This is a genomic window from Proteus faecis (assembly GCF_003144395.1).
Lineage (GTDB): Bacteria > Pseudomonadota > Gammaproteobacteria > Enterobacterales > Enterobacteriaceae > Proteus > Proteus faecis.
On record NZ_PENZ01000019.1, the window covers coordinates 1 to 18682 of the forward strand.

Genomic DNA, 18682 nt, shown 5'->3' on the forward strand with positions numbered 1-18682 from the left:
ACTCTTTTAACTGGCTGATTAATATAAATTAATATTGCTCATCATCTAAAGTAAAACGCAATCTTGAATAGATTTAATATCAGAATCTGAATTAGAACCATTTTTTGCTTGGACGGTTAACTCACGAATACGTTGCAAGTTATTATTAATCTCATTCAAAGCCCCTTCTGTGGTTTGGGCTATCGAAATACCATCGTTCGCATTACGTACCGCTTGAGTTAAACCTTTAACATTAGCCGTAAAACGGTTTGCTATTGCTTGACCCGCTGCGTCATCCTTGGCGCTATTAATACGTAAACCAGAAGATAAACGTTGAATCGCATTACCTAATGCACTTTGTGAACGATTCAAATTATTTTGAGTGACCAATGACAGGTAATTGGTATTAATGACTTGTGCCATACAATATTCCTTCAACTTGATTTTAAAATACTTTTAAATGAATAGGTTTGTTATTACGTCACTGTAATAACGTTGCCTAAACACTATCGTCATCAAATTTGAGGGATTTACGATTTTTGGCGTCGCGAAAATAGCAAAAAAAGCCAGTTAGTTAATTTATAAGAAGTAATTGATTGCAGAAAAAAGTAAAAGAGATTGAGAGAAAAAATAAAACTAAAAAAAAGTGAGTTTAAATATAATAGACTGAGAATCTATATTTTAAATAATTCAAAGTGCAGAACTAAGCGACAAGCGAATATATCCTTAAAAACGTCTAGTTACATAAGCATGTAACTTGATAGATAAAGAAAAAATATAAATACTTTTTAACACAAAACAAAAAAAGGCCCTCTTACGAGGACCTTTTGAATATAGAAAGGTATCTTTTATGTCAGTGTACGAATTAACGTAACAGAGACAGAACAGTTTGTGGTACTTGGTTTGCTTGAGCAAGTACAGAAGTACCAGCTTGTTGCAGGATTTGACCACGGCTCATGTTAGAAACTTCTGTTGCGTAGTCAGCATCTAAGATACGGCTACGTGAAGCAGATAAGTTGTTAACAGTGTTGTTCAGGTTATTGATAGTAGATTCAAAACGGTTTTGAATCGCACCTAATTTAGAACGGCTTTCATCAATTGTATTGATAGCTTTATCTAAAGTTGCTAAAGCGTCATCTTTAACGTCTAAAGTTTTAACGTCTTTACCTGCATCAGCAGTAAATTCATTAGCAGTGGTTTTTGAACCTGCTTTGATATTGATTTCTTCTTTAGGAGTACCAGTCAGTTCAAGGTCTGAAGCTGATACTAAATAATCTTTAGTACCATCATTGAAAATGAATTTATCTGCTGACTCTACAGTATCAACAGTATATTTAGATAAAGTTGTACCAGTAGCCGTTTTTGTTGCACCTGAAACAACTTTATCAAGATCACCAGCTACTGTAATGCCACCGCCTTTTGCCGTTACGCCTTTTTTAGCTGTAGTTTCAGTAAACAGTTTGTCACTTGAAACACCTAAAGTATCGTTATCAACTTTATCTAAGTTAAACTTGATAACTTCTTTATCGTTAGTACCTACTTGGATAGTCATTTCAGACTTCTCACCACTCAGTACTTTAACACCGTTAAACTGAGTTTGTTCAGAAATACGGTTGATTTCTGCTAAACGTTCAGTTACTTCGTTTTGGATTGAAGTGATGTCTGAATTAGAGTTAGTACCATTTTTAGCTTGAACTGTTAACTCACGGATACGTTGTAAGTTGTTGTTGATTTCGTTCAGCGCACCTTCAGTAGTTTGAGCGATAGAGATACCATCGTTCGCATTACGTGATGCTTGAGTTAAACCATTTACGTTTGAAGTGAAACGGTTAGCAATCGCTTGACCTGCAGCATCGTCTTTAGCGCTGTTGATACGTAGACCAGAAGACAGACGCTCGATTGCACTTCCTAAAGCTCCCTGAGATTTGTTCAGGTTGTTTTGAGTTACCAGAGATAGATAGTTGGTATTAATGACTTGTGCCATAGCTAGATTCCTTTAAAATCAAGTCGATAAAATAAAAGTTTGCCTATTCATTTACGGTGTCAATCACCGGCAACAAGTTTATCGGCACCCCACATGCAACCTTTAATTTTTCCTACAAATATTTCTGCGATTTTTTATATAACCAACATCAACCCAATGATAAATAAGGAAATTAATTTATTATTTTTTTATTCATTTTTTATCAATTTTCGTCTCAAGCTATTTTTATTCATCTAAATTCGACTTTGGTTCCCAATGCCAATAAATGGCTTCTATATGGCAGCCTGTTTACGTCATCAAAAATACCAAATAGACGTAAACTTTTCGCCGATTCTACCGATAACGGTTCTTGAGGATTATTTTACGAACACAGAAAGGAGACCGGTATGGCTGGTATTGCTTCACTAGGCGTGGGCTCAGGGATGCCTCTTAGCCAAACATTGGCACAATTAGAGGCGGCGGAAAATAAACGCCTTGAACCCCTAGATAAAAAAATGAAAAGCTACGAAGCGCAAATTACCGCTTATGGTAAGATCCGTAGCCAACTTGATAAGTTACAAAAAGCGTCAGAAAACTTAAAGAAATTTGACGAAATTGTTGCCACCAAAGTAGACGATGAGTTTGATGCCTTTAAAGTGACGACGGATGGTAAAGCCAGCATTGGTAACTATACCGTCTCGATAGATAAAATTGCTCACGCACAAACATTGAAATCAAAAGCGGTAAGCGATGTAAAAGTACCTATTGGAAAAACATTAGGTGATGGTAATAAACGCACCTTAGTGATTACCCAAGAAGGTGAAAAAGAACCTTTACGCATTGAGTTAACTGATGAGCAAACCTCTATGATTGAATTGCGTGATGCAATCAATAAAAAAGAGGGTAATGTTTCTGCCACTATCGTTAAAGCAAAAGATGGTGTTAACCACTTAGTACTAACTTCTCGTAAAGAAGGTACTGATTCACAAATGGAAATCACTGTTGAGGGTGATGATGAGCTAAATAATTTTCTTAGTTATTCATCTAAATCTAACAGTGGCGCGATGCAAGAAATCGTTAAAGCAAACAATGCTAAATTAACGATTAATGGCATTGAAATTGAGCGTCAAACCAATGAGATTAAAGATGCCCCTGAAGGGATCACATTAAATCTTAAGAAAACAACGTTTGATAATAAAGACAAAGCAGATAAGCCTGAAATAGTCACTGTTGCTCGTGATATTGAGCCAATGAAAAAAGCGATCCAAGCTTGGACTGACGCTTATAACGAATTAAACAGTACCTACAAATCTCTTACTAAATACACGCAAGTAGAGAAAGGCGAAGCAGCATCGAAAGATAATGGTGTATTACTGGGTGATACTACCAGCCGTATGATTATGTCAGAACTAAAAAGCTTTGTAACAAGTTCACAAAGCACCTCTGATTTAGATACCCTTAATAAAATGGGGATTAAATTTAAGGTTGATGGCTCTTTAGATATCGATAGCAAAAAACTGGATGAAGCGTTAAAAGAAAAACCCGCTAACGTGAAAGAGTTTTTTATGGGTGACGGTAAAGAAACAGGCTTTGGTACTCAAACCTATAATTACCTAAAGAAAACTCTGCAATCTAATGATGGTACTTTAGATGTTGCCACTGATGGCGTGAAAAAACGCAAGAAAACATTAGATAGTCAAATTAAAAACACAGAGCGCAATATTGCCGCCACGATGGAACGCTATAAAAACCAGTTCCAACAGTTAGATAAAATGGTCAACTCCATGACTAACTCTAGTGCCTCAATTGGCCGTTTATTAGGTTAATTTTTAAAAAGTAGGATAATATGTATCAACAATCAGCCAGTAAAATGTATGCTCAAATCGACGTTGAAAGCGAGATTTTAAATGCTTCTCCTTACCAGCTGATCCAGATCCTATTTAATGGGGCGCTAAGCGCCCTTCGCCGTGCATTAATATTAATGGAACAAGGAAATATCGCCGGTAAAGGCGAAAATATTTCTAAAGCCATTAATATTATTGGTAACGGATTAAAACAAGGTCTGGATAAAGAAAAAGGCGGTGAGCTTGCAGAAAATCTGGAGCTCCTTTATGACTATATGGTTAATCAGCTACTCGATGCTAACTTAAAAAATAATCCAGAAAAAATTCATGAAGTCATCAAGCTCTTAACTGAAATTTCTGATGCTTGGCAACAAATCGGCACACAGATTAATTCTTATTAAATTAGAGTGGACAACAATATGGATATTATGGCGGCTTACGAGCATGTTTTAAAATCAAGTGAGCAAATGTTAACGCTTGCCAAAGATCAGCAATGGGACAAGCTGATAGAAATGGAAATGGATTATTTAAAAAGCGTAGAAAATATCACTAAGATGATAAAACCGGCTGATGGTGAGCTGAGACTACAACAACGCCTCACGGATATGCTAAAAAAAATCTTAGAAAACGAAAACGAGACGCGCAATTTATTACGGGCTCGTCTAGATGAGCTTGGCATATTAATAAGACAGACTGAACAAGAGCAGAGGGTACAGAATAGCTATGGTCAGTTTACAGAACATAGTTATTATCCTGATCTCAATCTTAAATAACTCTCCTCTGCGCCAAAAGCGGTTTTATTAGCTAATGGCGTCTTTACTTAGAAAAGCCACTCCTATTATTCAGCTTAACTTGTTATCGGTAACGTAAAAATCAACGTCTACCACTTTTTATTTTTGTTTTTTATTTTTGATTACATAGACATAGATTGCACAGATTGCACTAACACCATATCAATATGTGGAATGTTGTCTTCAAGATACGTTTCTGAATCGATAACAAAACCATGTGATTGATAAAATGAGACTAAATAAACCTGTGCCATTATTTTTATTGTATGGGTATTAAATTGATGGCATGTTGTTGCAATCGCCTCTTTTATTAACTGATGAGCAATACCTCTTCCCCGCTGTTTTTGAGCAACAATTACCCGCCCTATTGAAGCTTCTTTAAATGCGATGCCTTGTGGCAACAAACGAGCATAAGCAATAAGTTGCTGGCTATCTTCCTCTTTCGCAAGCAGATGTAATGTATTTTGATCTACCCCATCCAGATCTTGATAAGCACATTGCTGTTCACAAATAAAAACCTGATTTCTTAAAGCTAAAATAGCGTACAACTCATCGGTGGTGAGTTGTGAAAATGATTTTAAAATCCAATTCATGTGATTAGCTCGTGATTTTTATCTCTTGATTATAGTGCATTAGTATAATTTCAATAATTTTTTATTATCTTTCTACGAAAGCAAATAAAAAATCGCCTACTTAACTGTAGGCGACATATTAGCTCATAATAATCTGATAACTAGTAATTTATTTAATTACATCATAGAGTTGCTGATTAGATAAATAATCCGCTGTTAAACCCACTGATGGGTTATATTGTTCACCATAGATCTCAGAGAATGCTTTCCCCTCTTTACCTAATGAAACTTTGCGTTCATCTTTACCCGTACTTTCATGGATAGAGTAGGTTTTACGGCGCATTGCTATATATTTATCTGCATCATTAGCAATATCAGTCTGATAATCTGTTATTTGTGTATCCGTTAAGGCTAATTTATTTGCTAAATCACAACCCCAGCGAGTTAAACAGACTTCTGCAAAGTGGCGAACCACTAAACCCGGTGCATACAATGCATTTTCACCTGTACTACCATCAATAGAAGCATTGCCGACTAATGTGGCGTGGCGTCCTGAAATAGGGAAAATATGCATTTTAGTATCAGCAGCGACGGTTGGGATCACGCAAGTAAATCCTTTAGAGCGCTCATCTCTTGCATAAAATCCGACATATTCTTTGACGTTTTTACCCAGCGTGACTTTTTCTGGTTGGAAATTCAGTGGACCTGGAACAGGGTCAATAGCAAAAATATTCACTGGTATATCTTTTAATTGAGGATCTGCCAACATCGCATTCGCTAGCATATGGCAAGTAATACCACCACGACTCCACCCCACTAAGTTAACTTGTGTTGGAATAATGCCATCTTTACGGAAGATACGAATAATTTGCTGTTGAAGTTGTTGCTGAGTGACTTGACGGTCGCCATAGTCATATTTACGCCATAAAAAAGAGCCTGTGACTTTGACGTCTTCAATAGGAATACCAGCTTTTTTCAGTTGGTTATACTGCACTTCGGTTAACTTTTCACGTTGCCAATCAAAGTTACCTTTCATTAAGCAAAGTGCGTGATTGACATTTTCTTCCCAGCCACTGCCAAATAACGATCCCTTAATATCAGAGTAATTAGGGCTTTCAACCCATAAATCATCTTCTTGCAGATTACCACTACCCGGGCCATCAATAATAAACCACTGTGCAAACTCTCTTCCTTGATTATTTTGCGCTAACGTGGAGACTAATTCACCTTGCCAGAAAGTCGGATTATTATTATCAAATGAGTTAGACCCAGTACCACATAAATAAACGGTTAATACTGTCATAATTAAATTTCCTTTTATTAATAACTAAAAAATCAAAATAATGATTTTTATTTCCTTGTATTGAGCTATTCCTTAGCTCACCAGCACATTAACCATAAGCTTTTTTTTATTCAATGAGTAAAAGTAAATTAATAGAGCTGAGATCACATAATTAAATATTATTTAGGTAAAAGAAATGAAAAAAGTCTATCAGATCAATGTAATTATATTTTATAAGTGGATACCTTACTTTTTTATTAATTCTATTAGTTAATCAGTTCATAAAAAGTGTATTAAATAACCAAATTTTAAATTTAGATAAAAAAAATCCCACATTAATAAATGTGGGATTTTCTATTAGGAAGAATATGTTATAAACGATTAAAAGCAACTACTCTCACTGCAGGAATATCAGCTTGTGCTCCTTCAGCAACTTCCTGACATGCTTTTTCTAACGCAATATGGGGTGTGATCCCACTTTCTGTTTCTACAATTTTATGTCCGGCGTAGGTATCACCATTTCTGGAACGCACTTTATACGCAATAAACCAATATTCCATATCATCACCGTTTACGTTATTAATCATGTAATTACCATAGCGGTTTATGACCTACTTTAATGTGATAATAATCAATAAATTTTAGTTTAATAAAACCGTTTTATAAAAAGATGAACTTCATCGTAAGAAAATTAAGCGCACTTTCCTTTAGCTAAATTTTTGTCATTACATATTTGAATTATTTTTTGTTGCAATGATCTTTTCATATTCTCTCTAGTTTTATTTTTTGCGCGATAATAACTAGATAAGCGTAAATACGCTATCCATGAAATCTGTTCCATAATTGAATAAGTAACCAAGCCGCGATAATCCAGCAGATAACTGCCGTTGCCAGTGCCGAAAGTAATTTTACATAGTTGATCATCACATAGAGTGAAATTAGATAAACCAGATAAGGAATAACAGCCCATAGACTAAAAATAATGGTGGTACACAACGCTTCAATAGAGCGTTCAGAGCCAACAATATAGTGTGCAATAAGTGCAAACGTTGGAAATAACGGAACCAATCCCGCAATATAGTAATGACGAGATTTCGATAATACCGCGATTAATACCACTACAAATGCACCTATCAGCGCTTTAATCAGTAATCCCATGATGTTTTCATCAAGTTATAAAAATCTTAGTTTTATCATACCTATTCATATTTGTATGTGGGCTGGTTTTATTTTTAGTTATTTAAAATGTAATTAAATATTTAGAAAATATAATAGAAAAATTAAGAAGAAAGACGATGACCAAGCTTTATACAAAACTAATCCAACATAGGTTAAGTAACTTATTTAACAATTACTTTTGATCTTTTTTGAAAGATAAGAAGAGATAAGAGAGCAAGCTGCTTTGAAATGGATGTGCAAAATCGCACATCAATAAAATGACGTGTCTATCCCATCTGCAAAAATCGGGGCACTCATTACCATAAATAGCAAACAATAATATAAGTATTCGAATGTTTAATCACATTCGAAAGCTTATATCATCTATTCAATGATTTTGAGCAAGCTGCCCCATTCTATTGTGATTAGGTGCTTCTTTATAGTTATATAAAAGAAAAGCTACCGTTATCAAATGATAAGGTACTACACCTGCATCGACATGATTTCTTGATAAGCAGTCACGAGCTTATTACGCACTTGTATACCCATTTGCAATGAGATACTGGATTTTTGCATATCCACCATCACATCGTTTAATTCAACACCCGGTGTACCTAAAGTAAACGCTTGAACTTTGTTGGTTGCATTCATTCGAGTTTCATTAATTTTACCCACGGCTTGAACAAGCTGAGTTGCAAATCCGGCTTGTACGGGTTGGGGTTTCGCAATATTGGATGCTTGTAAAGTCTGGATTTGCATTTTATCCAGAACACTTTCAATAGCTGGAATTGACATATAAACCTCTGCGTTAATCATCTAATTCAATTATTGAATCAATGTCATAGTAAGGAAGTGAACCAACACGCTTACCGAGTTATACCCTAACACAGGGGCTTCATTCCAAAGCGAGTAATTAACGCAAAAGTTAAGGGCTAATTACGCCATTAAATGAAACGCAAAAGGCCAATAATGAGACACCTGAGAGTAGGTTTATTTATTTGCGTAAGGGGAGTCTGTTTTGTTACGCCACGCTTTTAGTATTCATCCCGAACTACAAGGCAAGGATTGTCTATGAATGCCGAAAAAACCGACGTTGTGAACCAGAATAAGGGTTTTAACGCCATTATTAACCGGATAAAAGCCGATCCGAAAATTCCGCTCATTATTGCGGGCTCGGCGGCGATTGCCATTTTTGTTGCTGCATTTTTATGGTTACAAAGCCCTGATTATAAGGTGCTTTATAGTAATCTTAGCGATAAAGACGGTGGCGAAATTGTCACACAGTTAACACAGATGAATGTACCTTATCGCTTGTCACAAAATGGCGCGGCGATTATGGTGCCTGACAATCAGGTTCATGAATTACGCCTGAAACTCGCACAAGCGGGGCTTCCAAAAGGCGGTGCTGCCGGTTTTGAACTGTTAGATAAAGAAAAGTTCGGGATCAGCCAATTTAGTGAACAGATTAATTATCAACGTGCACTTGAAGGTGAGCTTGCTCGCACTATCGAAACATTAGGTCCTGTACAAAATGCTCGAGTTCATTTAGCACTGCCAAAACCATCTCTTTTTGTTCGTGAACAGAAATCCCCTTCTGCATCCGTTACGGTGGGTCTTTTACAGGGTAGAGCGCTGGATGAAGGTCAAATTAATGCCATTGTGCATATCGTTGCGAGCAGTGTTGCAGGTATGCCTGACAGCAGTGTGACCATCGTTGACCAGAGTGGCAAACTATTGACACAACCAGATGCGTTAGGTCGCGATCTTAACTCTATCCAACTGAAATATGTTCAAGAGCTAGAAAGCCGTTATCAGCAGCGTATTGAAACGTTATTAGGCCCAATTGTGGGTCGTGGAAACGTTCATGCACAGGTGACAGCTCAAGTTGACTTCTCTCATACAGAAGAGACAGCGGAAGAGTACAAACCAAACCAGCCACCAAATCAAGCCGCGGTGCGTTCAAAACAGTTGAGCCAAAGTGAGCAAAATGGCGGCATGTTAGCTGGCGGTGTCCCCGGAGCATTATCTAATCAACCTGTTGCTCCACCACAAGCGCCAATTGAAACGCCAAAGGCGCAAGAAGGTGAAAAAACAGATGGTGCCAATGCAACGGGAACTAATCGCTCATTAACACGCAATCCAAACAGCAATAGCCGTTTAGATGAAACAACCAACTATGAAGTTGATCGCCGAATTCGCCATATCAAACGTCCTGTAGGTAATGTCGAACGTCTTTCTGTAGCTGTTATTGTGAACTACAAAACAGTTGAAGATAAGAAAGAAGCCGCTGAAGGCGAAGAGCCTGTTGTTGAAACTAAACTTGTTCCGCTAACTGATGAGCAAATCCAGCAAATTGAAGGACTTGTTCGTGAAGCGATGGGGTATTCCCAAGAACGTGGTGACTCTTTAAGTGTCGTAAACTCACAGTTCAACGATATTGAAGAGAAAGTGATCACCGTTCCTGTATGGGAAAATCCTGAAATTATTGCGAAAGCATTAGATTTAGGTCGCTGGTTATTACTTATCATCATCGCATGGATCTTGTGGCGCAAACTGGTGAAACCACAGATTGAAAAACGCCGTGAAGCTGAAGCTGCAGCACAGAAAGCCGTGCTGAAAACCAAGCTAGAAGTTAAAGATGATGTTGATGAAGCAGAATTAGATGACGAAGCAAGACGTAAGCAAGCACGTCAACGTGTAAGTGCCGAATTGCAGAGCCAACGTATCCGTGAAATGGCAGAGAAAGATCCTCGTGTCGTCGCAATGGTAATTCGTCAATGGATGAGTAAAGAACAATGAGTAATAACTTAACTGGAACCGAAAAAAGCGCCGTTATGTTACTAACACTCGGTGAAGATCGAGCGGCGGAAGTATTTAAACATCTAAGTACACGCGAAGTTCAACAGCTGAGTATTGCAATGTCTTCAATGCGTCAGATTTCAAATCAACAATTGATTGATGTTATGGCAAGTTTTGAAGAAGACGCTGTTCAATACGCAGCATTGAACGTCAATGCGAACGATTATTTACGCTCAGTTCTTGTTAAAGCCTTGGGTGAAGAACGTGCAAATAATCTATTAGATGAGATATCAGAAACTCGCGAAACAACGACGGGTATCGAGACACTTAACTTTATGGAGCCACAAATGGCTGCCGATATTATCCGCGACGAACATCCGCAGATTATCGCAACCATCTTGGTTCATCTCAAACGGGGTCAAGCAGCAGATATTCTTGCCCTATTTGATGAGAAATTACGTAATGACGTAATGTTACGTATCGCAACATTTGGTGGTGTTCAACCGTCAGCATTAGCAGAGTTAACTGAAGTACTGAATAACCTGCTTGATGGTCAAAACCTCAAACGCAGTAAAATGGGTGGTGTTCGTACTGCTGCTGAAATCATCAACTTGATGAAGAGCCAGCAAGAAGAGAATGTCATTACTGCGGTTCGTGATTATGACGGCGAATTGGCACAAAAAATTATCGACGAAATGTTCCTGTTCGAAAACCTTATCGATATCGACAACCGTTCTATCCAGCGCATTCTACAGGAAGTGGAATCCGACTCCTTGGTTGTGGCATTGAAAGGATGCGATCAAGAGCTACGCGATCACTTCCTCAACAATATGTCACAACGTGCTGCTGAAATCATGCGTGATGACTTGAGTTCTCGCGGCCCTGTTCGTATGTCTCAAGTGGAAGCAGAGCAGAAAGCCATTCTGCTTGTGGTACGCAAATTAGCAGAGACTGGAGAGGTTGTTCTTCATGGAGGAGACGATACCTATGTCTGATAAACATACTGATACTAACTGGAAGCCTTGGGTTCCAAAAGAACTCACTGATTGGGCATTAACTGTCGAGGAAACGACAGAAAACGAAAAGGAAGTCGAAAAACAGGAAAAAGAAGTCGTTCAGCAACAGAAAGTCCTTGAGCAAATTAATATGCTTGATGACATGAAAGAAAAGGCCCAGAAATTGGGCCACGCTGAAGGCCTTGAGGCAGGGAAAAACCAGGGTTATCAGGAAGGCTATCAGGCTGGATTACAATCAGGTATTGAAGAAGGTATTCGCCAAGGCATTGCTCAGCAATCACCATTAATTAATGAATGGCAAGGTTTGTTGGCTGAGTTTAGGCACTCTTTAAATGGGTTAGACAGTGTTATTGCTTCGCGTTTAATGCAAATCGCCCTCACTGCGGCAAAAGAAGTTCTCGGTCAGCCTGCGGTTTGTGATGGTTCTGCATTACTGGCGCAAATCACCTTAATGTTGCAACAAGAACAAATGTTCTCAAGTAATCCACAATTAAGAGTTAACCCAAAACATATTCCACAAATTGAGAAAGAGCTGGGTGATTCACTTTCTGCTCATGGTTGGAAAGTGGTTGCCGATAACAGTATTCATGTTGGTGGATGCCGTGTTGTGACAAATGATGGCGATCTTGATGCCACGATTGCAACTCGTTGGCATGAGCTTTGCCGTCTTGCTGCTCCGGAGGCGTTGTAATGACAGCAAGATTGGGGCGTTGGTTAGAAAAGCTCAGTGATGCAGAAGCGCGTTTAAATAAAATTCCGCGTGTACGTCAATATGGTCGTTTAACCAGAGCTACAGGTTTAGTCATGGAAGCTAAGGGGCTTGTTATGCCCCTTGGCTCTACATGTTTAATAGAACGTACCATTGGTAAAACTGTTGAAGAAGTTGAAAGTGAAGTCGTTGGGTTTAATGGTAGCCAAATGTTGTTAATGCCTTTACAAGAAGTCGAAGGATTAACACCGGGTGCTCGTGTTTATGCACAGGCTACTCCGGGTGGGGAAAATGAAGGTCGTCAATTACCTCTTGGAGATGCGCTGTTAGGGCGTGTTTTAGATGGCTCTGGTTATCCTTTAGATGGATTACCACCACCAGATACAGGTTATCGTGCCCCACTTATTACGCCACCTATCAATCCACTACAACGTACCCCTATTACTGATGTACTGGATGTGGGCGTGCGTGCAATCAATTCACTGTTGACTGTAGGTCGTGGTCAGCGTATGGGGCTTTTTGCAGGCTCTGGTGTCGGTAAAAGTGTGCTATTAGGCATGATGGCGCGTTTTACTCAAGCTGATGTGATTGTTGTTGGATTAATTGGTGAACGTGGACGTGAAGTTAAAGATTTTATTGAAAACATTCTCGGTACAGATGGTTTAGCGCGCTCTGTCGTTGTAGCAGCACCAGCGGACGTGTCACCACTTCTTCGAATGCAAGGCGCTTCCTATGCAACACGTATTGCCGAAGATTTTCGTGATCGCGGAAAACATGTCTTACTGATTATGGACTCACTCACACGTTACAGTATGGCGCAACGTGAAATTGCCCTTGCTGTCGGCGAGCCACCTGCAACCAAAGGCTATCCACCTTCTGTATTTGCTAAATTGCCCGCACTGGTCGAACGTGCAGGAAATGGCGTTGATGGTGGCGGTTCTATTACGGCTTTCTATACTGTTTTAACAGAAGGTGATGATCAGCAAGATCCTATTGCAGACTCTGCGCGTGCAATTTTAGATGGCCACATTGTGCTTTCGCGTTCTCTGGCAGAATCAGGGCACTACCCTGCTATCGATATCGAAGCGTCTATAAGCCGTGCAATGACCTCATTGATTGATAAAACACATTATCGTCGCGTACAAGTGTTTAAACAACTTTTGTCTAGTTATCAACGTAACCGCGATTTAATTAACGTAGGTGCTTATGCTGCGGGGAGTGATCCTATGCTTGATAAAGCCATTGCACTTTATCCATCCCTCGCGAAGTTCTTACAACAAGATATCCAAGAGCAATGCAGTTATCAAAGTGCATGTGAGCAACTTAATCAACTGATCACAATAAACTAATTCTGAACATAATCAGAGAAAGTAAAGAGGGTTCCAATGCGGGAGCAGTCACCTTTAGTGACACTGAGAGAACTGGCACAGACAGCGGCTGAACAAGCCGCTATTCAACTGGCTCAGGTCCGGCAGAGTCATCAACAAATGGAACAGCAACTCAATATGTTGATTGGGTATCAGGATGAATACCGTGTACGTCTAAATGAAACGTTGAATTTAGGGGGGATGTCGTCAGCATCGTGGCAAAACTACCAACAATTTCTAAAAACGCTCGAATTGACTATCGAACAACATAAACAACAACTTCAACATTGGCAGGCGCAGCTAGATCTTGCAACTGAGCAATGGAGAGAAAAACAGCAACGACTCAATGCATTTGAGACTTTGGAGCAACGCGCTGAAGATAGCCGTAAGCGACATCTTGATCGTATTGAACAGAAACAAATGGATGAGTACGCACAGCGTAGTACTTTACGGAGAACAACTTGATGGAGATAACGCTTCTGACCATGGATGTCGCAGCAGCCTCTCCGGGAACGACATCCGCTTCAAATAGTCAACCCGGTGATAATGCCCCGACATTTGCTCAGCTTTTGGGTTCTCAACCTCAAAATGCACAGAGTGATAAAAAGACAGCCAATATCACAAATCATTCAACAAAAGAAAATAAGGCACATTCACACTCTGATGAAGACAAAACAAAAGAAGACGGTAGTCATCTTGCGTCTGCTATCACAGAACCTAGTGTGGTAGAAGAGTCATCTCTTGAGAAATCTCAATTGGCTCTTACTTTGCCAGATAATGAACAATTTGCGACTATTGTTGAAAATAAAACCCCTTCTTTATTAATGTCAGCAGAAGAGCTTGCAGCCGAACTGCCTGTTCAATTAGCAGGATTACCTGGATTAAAACGCTTAACCCTGCCCACAGAACAACTGACTCAAGCATTACAACAGCATCAATCAGTTAAAGGTGATGAAGGCTTAGCCTCGTTAGCGCGTACTATTTCAAAAGATAGCGATATGTCGGAATTCAACCTTACCGACAAGCTAAATCTATCAAAATCAGATGAAAAGTCCTTGTTAACCCAGCTACGTCCAGAAGCTGCAACATTAGCAACAGAAAGTACACTTGTCGGCGCTAATCAAACAGAAAAATCTTCTGTGAAAAAAGGAGATAGCGTCGCAACGCTTTTAACGCCAACAGCAGAAAAAGTGAATGCATTACTAAACGGCGATAAGCAAGTTACAAATGCAAAATTAGCAGACAATGTTGCTCAACAACTGGTACCCCGTAATCCTGTTGTAGAAAGTGATCTTCATAACCCGCTTTCTAGCTCTTCTTCTTTGGCTTCACAAAGCATTGCGGGTCATGCTCACTCTTCAACACAACCACAAATGCAATTCTCACCGATGGCAACACAGGTATTAAATGCACAAGTGGGAACACAAGAGTGGCAACAGCAGCTAAATCAACAAATTGTGATGTTTAGTCGTAATGGCTTACAAAAGGCCGAGCTACGTTTACACCCTGAAGAGCTAGGTTCATTACATATCCGCATGAAAATAGAAGATGGGCAAGCACAGCTACACCTAGCTTCACAAAACGGACAAGTTCGTTCTGTATTAGAAAATGCCATGCATCAATTGCGTCAAGCGCTCTCTGAAAATGGGATCCAGCTCACGCAGAGTCAAGTGTCTAGCGACACTAATGACAGTTGGCAACAACAAAATATGTCAGATTCCTCTCAATTTAGTGGAGATGGTGCCGATAATCATCAAGGAAGCGAGGGTAATTCTCTGCAATTAGCCTCTGAAACGGCACTACAAAAGATAACTCTTACGCCTCAAGAATTAGCATCTGCTCGTGGTGGTGTTGATATTTTCGCCTAATACAAATGTATTGGGAGGAGACACTATGTCAATAAACGTAAGAGTTAATGGTTTTTTCCCTATCTGTTTCTGCAATTAAAAAACAGAAATAGCGGGATAATTAAGGTTGATTTAGATGGATATGGAAGTCCACAACAGTGAACACGTATCCACTACAAAACAGGAATTTAACTGTCCATGTCTAATTACAGCAATGAACGTAAAAGCTATAGCTTAATTCTGATCATCGTATTATTGGTGATCGCCATTATTGCAGCGGCATTCGGTGGATATAGTTGGTGGGCATTGAAGCATGCTAAATCAGGTTCAGCGGGCACAAGTCAGCAAAAAGTTATACCAGCACCCGTTTTTATGTCATTAGAACCCTTTACGGTAAATCTAATTGATGACGAAGAACACTTAGACAGAGTGCTCTACATAGGGATCACATTAAGATTACATAATGAAGACACTCGTAAGCGTCTACATGATTATTTACCTGAAGTTCGTAGTCGCTTGTTATTACTGCTTTCTCGTCAGCAGGCTAATAAGCTCGCGACAGACAATGGAAAACTCCAGCTAATGACGGATGTAAAAGAAACGCTGAGACCGACTCTCGTACCGGGAGAATCTGAACAGATCCTCTCCGATGTACTGTTTACCACGTTTATTCTGCGATAATCATTATGAGCGATAATATCCTTTCACAGGCAGAGATTGATGCTCTGCTGAATGATGACACATCAGGTGACGACGCCAAAAAAAGCGCGAACAGGGAACCTGCGATAGCGAAGGATCCGAATGAACCGGATATTCAGCCTTATGACCCCAACACGCAACGTCGTGTGGTTCGAGAACGTTTACAGTCGTTAGAGATTATTAACGAACGCTTTGCGCGTCAATTCCGTATGGGGCTGTTTAACATGCTTCGCCGGAGTCCTGACATTACTGTTGGTGGCATTAAAATTCATCCATATCACGACTTTGCTCGTAATTTACCTGTACCAACGAATCTTAACTTGGTGCATTTAAAACCGTTACGAGGAACAGCATTATTTACTTTTGAACCCAATCTGGTTTATATCGCGGTAGATAACCTGTTTGGTGGTGATGGACGTTTTCCAATCCCTGTGGAAGGGCGTGAATTTACCAACACAGAGCAGCGGATCATCAACAAAATGTTGAAATTGGCACTTGATGCCTACCGTGATGCTTGGGATTCCATATTCAAAATTCAGGTGGAATATGTTCGTTCTGAAATGCAGGTGAAATTTACCAATATCACCTCATCACCGAATGACATTGTTGTTACGACACCTTTTCAGGTAGAAATTGGCTCCATGGTTGGGGAGTTTAGCATTTGTATTCCATTTGCCATGATTGAGCCATTACGTGAACGACTGATCAATCCACCAATTGAAAATGTTCGTCAAGAAGATGGGGTTTGGTTAGATAGTTTAGTCAACCAAGTTCAGCATTCAGAGCTTGAACTGGTCGCAAACTTTACTGACATCCCACTGCGCTTATCAAAAGTGTTAACACTTAAAGAAGGGGATGTTATCCCGATTGATAAACCAGAAAGATTGATTGCACATGTTGATGGTGTGCCCGTATTAACGAGCCAATACGGTACAGTAAATGGGCAATATGCCCTTCGTGTTGAACACCTAATTAACCCTGTTTTAAACGCTCTGGATGAGGAACAAACCAATGAGTGATGCAAATCGCCCAACTGATAATTCACAATCGGCTGAGGATATGTGGGCTGATGCAATGGAACAGCAAACTGGTAAAAGCCAGGATAATAGTTCCGATCTATTTGAACATCTTTTACCTGAAGACGACACATTGAACCATCTATCTGACATTAATTTGATTATGGATATTCCAGTCAAATTAACAGTAGAGTTAGGTCGCACCAAAATGACCATTAAAAAATTACTTAGCCTGTCACAAGGTTCTGTCGTTTCACTGGATGGTTTAGCTGGTGAGCCTCTTGATATTCTTATCAATGGCTATTTAATCGCTCAAGGTGAAGTTGTGGTTGTTTCTGATAAATATGGTATTCGCATTACCGATATCATTACACCATCAGAACGTATGCGTCGCCTGAGTCGTTAATCTATGGAACAGCTTCCTTCCTTTTCCAGCCAAGGTGCGGTAAATACTACCGCGCCCGCTACAACACAAACTGTTCAAACACCGACACAACCGTTGCCTGTAGGCCAAAGCCTTGCTCAAGTTAGCACGGCACTTGCAGGCATCATTGTTCTTATTATTGTTGCAATGTGGTTATTTCGCCGTTTTGGCTTTACCCGTGGCTCATTAAAAGGAACGACTGCACAACTTAATGTTAAAGCAAGTTGTTCATTAGGTGCAAAAGAGCGTGTGGTGGTGGTTGAAATAGAACAGGAATGGCTCGTATTAGGGGTAACTACATCGCAGGTAAATCTGCTGCATAAATTACCCGTTCCTGATAAAGCCTCGCAGGAAGCGATCTCATCACCAACATCGTCACTGTTTACTCAAATATTACAAAAAACGCTAAAGCGAGATAAAGGCAACTCATAATGCATCAGTGTGTCACTTTTTTTAACGCATTAAAGCGTTGGCGTCTCTTCGCTAGTGTGCTGGTTTTACTCTTGTTACCTACCAGTGCGTTTGCCCAATTTCCGGGTATTATTACACAGCCTTTACCGGGTGGTGGTCAAAGTTGGTCATTACCAGTACAAACTTTAATCTTCATTACAGCATTAGGGTTTATTCCTGCTGTTTTACTGATGATGACAAGCTTTACCCGCATTATTATTGTCCTTGGATTATTACGTAATGCGTTAGGTACACCTTCTGCTCCGCCAAACCAAGTGGTTCTTGGTTTAGCGTTATTTATGACATTTTTCATTATGGCACCGGTTTTTGATAAAATTTATCAAGATGCCTATATGCCATTTACTGAAGATCAAATTACCTTCGAGCAAGCCTTAGAAAATGGTTCGAAACCTCTACGTCAGTTTATGATGCAACAAACTCGTGAAACTGACTTGGCTCTGTTTGCTCGTCTTGCTGATGCACCTGCGTTTGAAACTCGCGAAAGTGTGCCAATGCGTATTTTAGTGCCTGCTTATATCACCAGTGAACTAAAAACCGCCTTTCAAATTGGTTTTATGATTTTTATTCCTTTTCTTATTATCGACTTAGTTGTTGCCAGTGTGTTGATGGCGCTAGGTATGATGATGGTGCCACCAGCTACAGTTTCATTGCCATTTAAACTTATGCTTTTTGTTTTAGTAGATGGCTGGCAATTAATACTAGGCTCGCTTGCACAAAGCTTTTTTAATTAGCGCAGAGGTAACCC

The 18682-nt window shown here is 39.5% G+C and carries 20 protein-coding genes and 1 pseudogene; 14 read left to right on the plus strand and 7 right to left on the minus strand.

Annotation, left to right across the window (positions count from 1 at the left end):
• Positions 1-60 precede the first annotated feature (60 nt).
• Both DK858_RS05030 and DK858_RS05035 read right to left on the minus strand, forming a co-directional pair.
• A pseudogene (locus tag DK858_RS05030) lies at positions 61-402 on the minus strand (flagellin N-terminal helical domain-containing protein); the annotation flags it as partial.
• Positions 403-844: 442 nt separating this feature from the next.
• Complete coding sequence (locus tag DK858_RS05035; protein WP_109396453.1) at positions 845-1963, minus strand: FliC/FljB family flagellin; 1119 nt, start codon at positions 1961-1963, stop codon at positions 845-847.
• Between the two features lie 386 nt (positions 1964-2349).
• On the opposite strand from DK858_RS05035, the gene fliD reads away from it, so the two are divergent.
• Genes fliD through fliT form a run of 3 tightly spaced genes read left to right on the plus strand, consistent with a single transcriptional unit; the run spans position 2350 to position 4559 of the window.
• A complete protein-coding gene (gene fliD, locus DK858_RS05040) occupies positions 2350-3768 on the plus strand; it encodes a flagellar filament capping protein FliD (protein WP_109396454.1) in 1419 nt (472 codons plus the stop codon).
• A gap of 20 nt (positions 3769-3788) precedes the next feature.
• Positions 3789-4187: a flagellar export chaperone FliS gene (fliS, locus tag DK858_RS05045; protein ID WP_109396455.1), complete on the plus strand. Its 399-nt coding sequence runs from the start codon at positions 3789-3791 to the stop codon at positions 4185-4187.
• Between the two features lie 18 nt (positions 4188-4205).
• A complete protein-coding gene (gene fliT / locus DK858_RS05050; protein WP_109396456.1) occupies positions 4206-4559 on the plus strand; it encodes a flagellar protein FliT in 354 nt (117 codons plus the stop codon).
• A gap of 140 nt (positions 4560-4699) precedes the next feature.
• Here fliT and DK858_RS05055 read toward each other — a convergent pair whose 3' ends face one another.
• The 5 genes from DK858_RS05055 to fliE form a co-directional block, all read right to left on the minus strand.
• On the minus strand, positions 4700-5170 hold the full coding sequence (locus DK858_RS05055; protein WP_109396457.1) for a GNAT family N-acetyltransferase: 471 nt from the start codon (positions 5168-5170) through the stop codon (positions 4700-4702).
• A 148-nt stretch (positions 5171-5318) separates the two neighbouring features.
• Positions 5319-6452: a hypothetical protein gene (locus DK858_RS05060; protein WP_109396458.1), complete on the minus strand. Its 1134-nt coding sequence runs from the start codon at positions 6450-6452 to the stop codon at positions 5319-5321.
• A 350-nt stretch (positions 6453-6802) separates the two neighbouring features.
• Positions 6803-7018 carry a hypothetical protein gene (locus tag DK858_RS05065; RefSeq protein WP_023581839.1) on the minus strand — a complete coding sequence of 72 codons (216 nt, stop codon included), beginning with the start codon at positions 7016-7018 and terminating at the stop codon, positions 6803-6805.
• 232 nt (positions 7019-7250) lie between these two features.
• Positions 7251-7589, minus strand: coding sequence for a GlpM family protein (locus DK858_RS05070; protein ID WP_194294825.1), 339 nt, complete (start codon positions 7587-7589; stop codon positions 7251-7253).
• Positions 7590-8072: 483 nt separating this feature from the next.
• Entirely contained in the window at positions 8073-8384 is a 312-nt protein-coding gene (fliE, locus tag DK858_RS05075; protein ID WP_162556427.1) for a flagellar hook-basal body complex protein FliE, read from the minus strand.
• A gap of 276 nt (positions 8385-8660) precedes the next feature.
• Between fliE and fliF the strand changes: the two genes are divergently transcribed.
• The 11 genes from fliF to fliP all read left to right on the plus strand — a co-directional run bounded on the left by fliF (position 8661) and on the right by fliP (position 18668).
• Complete coding sequence (fliF, locus tag DK858_RS05080; RefSeq protein WP_109396461.1) at positions 8661-10388, plus strand: flagellar basal-body MS-ring/collar protein FliF; 1728 nt, start codon at positions 8661-8663, stop codon at positions 10386-10388.
• A complete protein-coding gene (gene fliG / locus DK858_RS05085) occupies positions 10385-11383 on the plus strand; it encodes a flagellar motor switch protein FliG (protein WP_109396462.1) in 999 nt (332 codons plus the stop codon). The genes fliF and fliG overlap by 4 nt, the downstream gene beginning before the upstream one ends.
• The gene (fliH, locus tag DK858_RS05090; RefSeq protein WP_109396463.1) at positions 11376-12095 is read left to right on the plus strand and encodes a flagellar assembly protein FliH; all 720 of its coding nucleotides are present in this window, start codon (positions 11376-11378) and stop codon (positions 12093-12095) included. The genes fliG and fliH overlap by 8 nt, the downstream gene beginning before the upstream one ends.
• Positions 12095-13462, plus strand: coding sequence for a flagellar protein export ATPase FliI (fliI, locus tag DK858_RS05095; protein WP_109396464.1), 1368 nt, complete (start codon positions 12095-12097; stop codon positions 13460-13462). The genes fliH and fliI overlap by 1 nt, the downstream gene beginning before the upstream one ends.
• 36 nt (positions 13463-13498) lie before the next feature.
• Positions 13499-13945: a flagellar export protein FliJ gene (fliJ, locus tag DK858_RS05100; protein WP_006533149.1), complete on the plus strand. Its 447-nt coding sequence runs from the start codon at positions 13499-13501 to the stop codon at positions 13943-13945.
• Positions 13945-15348 carry a flagellar hook-length control protein FliK gene (locus tag DK858_RS05105; protein WP_109396465.1) on the plus strand — a complete coding sequence of 468 codons (1404 nt, stop codon included), beginning with the start codon at positions 13945-13947 and terminating at the stop codon, positions 15346-15348. The genes fliJ and DK858_RS05105 overlap by 1 nt, the downstream gene beginning before the upstream one ends.
• Before the next feature lie 177 nt (positions 15349-15525).
• Positions 15526-16008: a flagellar basal body-associated protein FliL gene (fliL, locus tag DK858_RS05110; RefSeq protein WP_006533151.1), complete on the plus strand. Its 483-nt coding sequence runs from the start codon at positions 15526-15528 to the stop codon at positions 16006-16008.
• A 5-nt stretch (positions 16009-16013) separates the two neighbouring features.
• Entirely contained in the window at positions 16014-17045 is a 1032-nt protein-coding gene (gene fliM, locus DK858_RS05115; RefSeq protein ID WP_006533152.1) for a flagellar motor switch protein FliM, read from the plus strand.
• Positions 17038-17448, plus strand: a complete 411-nt coding sequence (fliN, locus tag DK858_RS05120) for a flagellar motor switch protein FliN (protein ID WP_006533153.1) — start codon at positions 17038-17040, stop codon at positions 17446-17448. Before fliM ends, fliN begins: the two co-directional genes overlap by 8 nt.
• A gap of 3 nt (positions 17449-17451) precedes the next feature.
• Entirely contained in the window at positions 17452-17898 is a 447-nt protein-coding gene (gene fliO / locus DK858_RS05125) for a flagellar biosynthetic protein FliO (RefSeq protein ID WP_109396466.1), read from the plus strand.
• The gene (gene fliP / locus DK858_RS05130) at positions 17898-18668 is read left to right on the plus strand and encodes a flagellar type III secretion system pore protein FliP (protein WP_006533155.1); all 771 of its coding nucleotides are present in this window, start codon (positions 17898-17900) and stop codon (positions 18666-18668) included. The genes fliO and fliP overlap by 1 nt, the downstream gene beginning before the upstream one ends.
• The last annotated feature ends 14 nt before the right edge of the window (positions 18669-18682 follow it).

Coding starts and splice junctions, on each gene's coding strand:
- fliD (WP_109396454.1), top strand. CDS start 2,350: ATGGCTGGTATTGCTTCACTAGGCGTGGGCTCAGGGATGCCTCTTAGC.
- fliM (WP_006533152.1), top strand. CDS start 16,014: ATGAGCGATAATATCCTTTCACAGGCAGAGATTGATGCTCTGCTGAAT.
- fliI (WP_109396464.1), top strand. CDS start 12,095: ATGACAGCAAGATTGGGGCGTTGGTTAGAAAAGCTCAGTGATGCAGAA.
- fliT (WP_109396456.1), top strand. CDS start 4,206: ATGGATATTATGGCGGCTTACGAGCATGTTTTAAAATCAAGTGAGCAA.
- DK858_RS05055 (WP_109396457.1), bottom strand. CDS start 5,170: ATGAATTGGATTTTAAAATCATTTTCACAACTCACCACCGATGAGTTG.
- DK858_RS05105 (WP_109396465.1), top strand. CDS start 13,945: ATGGAGATAACGCTTCTGACCATGGATGTCGCAGCAGCCTCTCCGGGA.
- fliO (WP_109396466.1), top strand. CDS start 17,452: ATGGAACAGCTTCCTTCCTTTTCCAGCCAAGGTGCGGTAAATACTACC.
- fliJ (WP_006533149.1), top strand. CDS start 13,499: ATGCGGGAGCAGTCACCTTTAGTGACACTGAGAGAACTGGCACAGACA.
- fliF (WP_109396461.1), top strand. CDS start 8,661: ATGAATGCCGAAAAAACCGACGTTGTGAACCAGAATAAGGGTTTTAAC.
- fliH (WP_109396463.1), top strand. CDS start 11,376: ATGTCTGATAAACATACTGATACTAACTGGAAGCCTTGGGTTCCAAAA.
- DK858_RS05060 (WP_109396458.1), bottom strand. CDS start 6,452: ATGACAGTATTAACCGTTTATTTATGTGGTACTGGGTCTAACTCATTT.
- DK858_RS05035 (WP_109396453.1), bottom strand. CDS start 1,963: ATGGCACAAGTCATTAATACCAACTATCTATCTCTGGTAACTCAAAAC.
- DK858_RS05070 (WP_194294825.1), bottom strand. CDS start 7,589: ATGGGATTACTGATTAAAGCGCTGATAGGTGCATTTGTAGTGGTATTA.
- fliL (WP_006533151.1), top strand. CDS start 15,526: ATGTCTAATTACAGCAATGAACGTAAAAGCTATAGCTTAATTCTGATC.
- fliP (WP_006533155.1), top strand. CDS start 17,898: ATGCATCAGTGTGTCACTTTTTTTAACGCATTAAAGCGTTGGCGTCTC.
- fliG (WP_109396462.1), top strand. CDS start 10,385: ATGAGTAATAACTTAACTGGAACCGAAAAAAGCGCCGTTATGTTACTA.
- fliN (WP_006533153.1), top strand. CDS start 17,038: ATGAGTGATGCAAATCGCCCAACTGATAATTCACAATCGGCTGAGGAT.
- fliE (WP_162556427.1), bottom strand. CDS start 8,384: ATGTCAATTCCAGCTATTGAAAGTGTTCTGGATAAAATGCAAATCCAG.
- DK858_RS05065 (WP_023581839.1), bottom strand. CDS start 7,018: ATGATTAATAACGTAAACGGTGATGATATGGAATATTGGTTTATTGCG.
- fliS (WP_109396455.1), top strand. CDS start 3,789: ATGTATCAACAATCAGCCAGTAAAATGTATGCTCAAATCGACGTTGAA.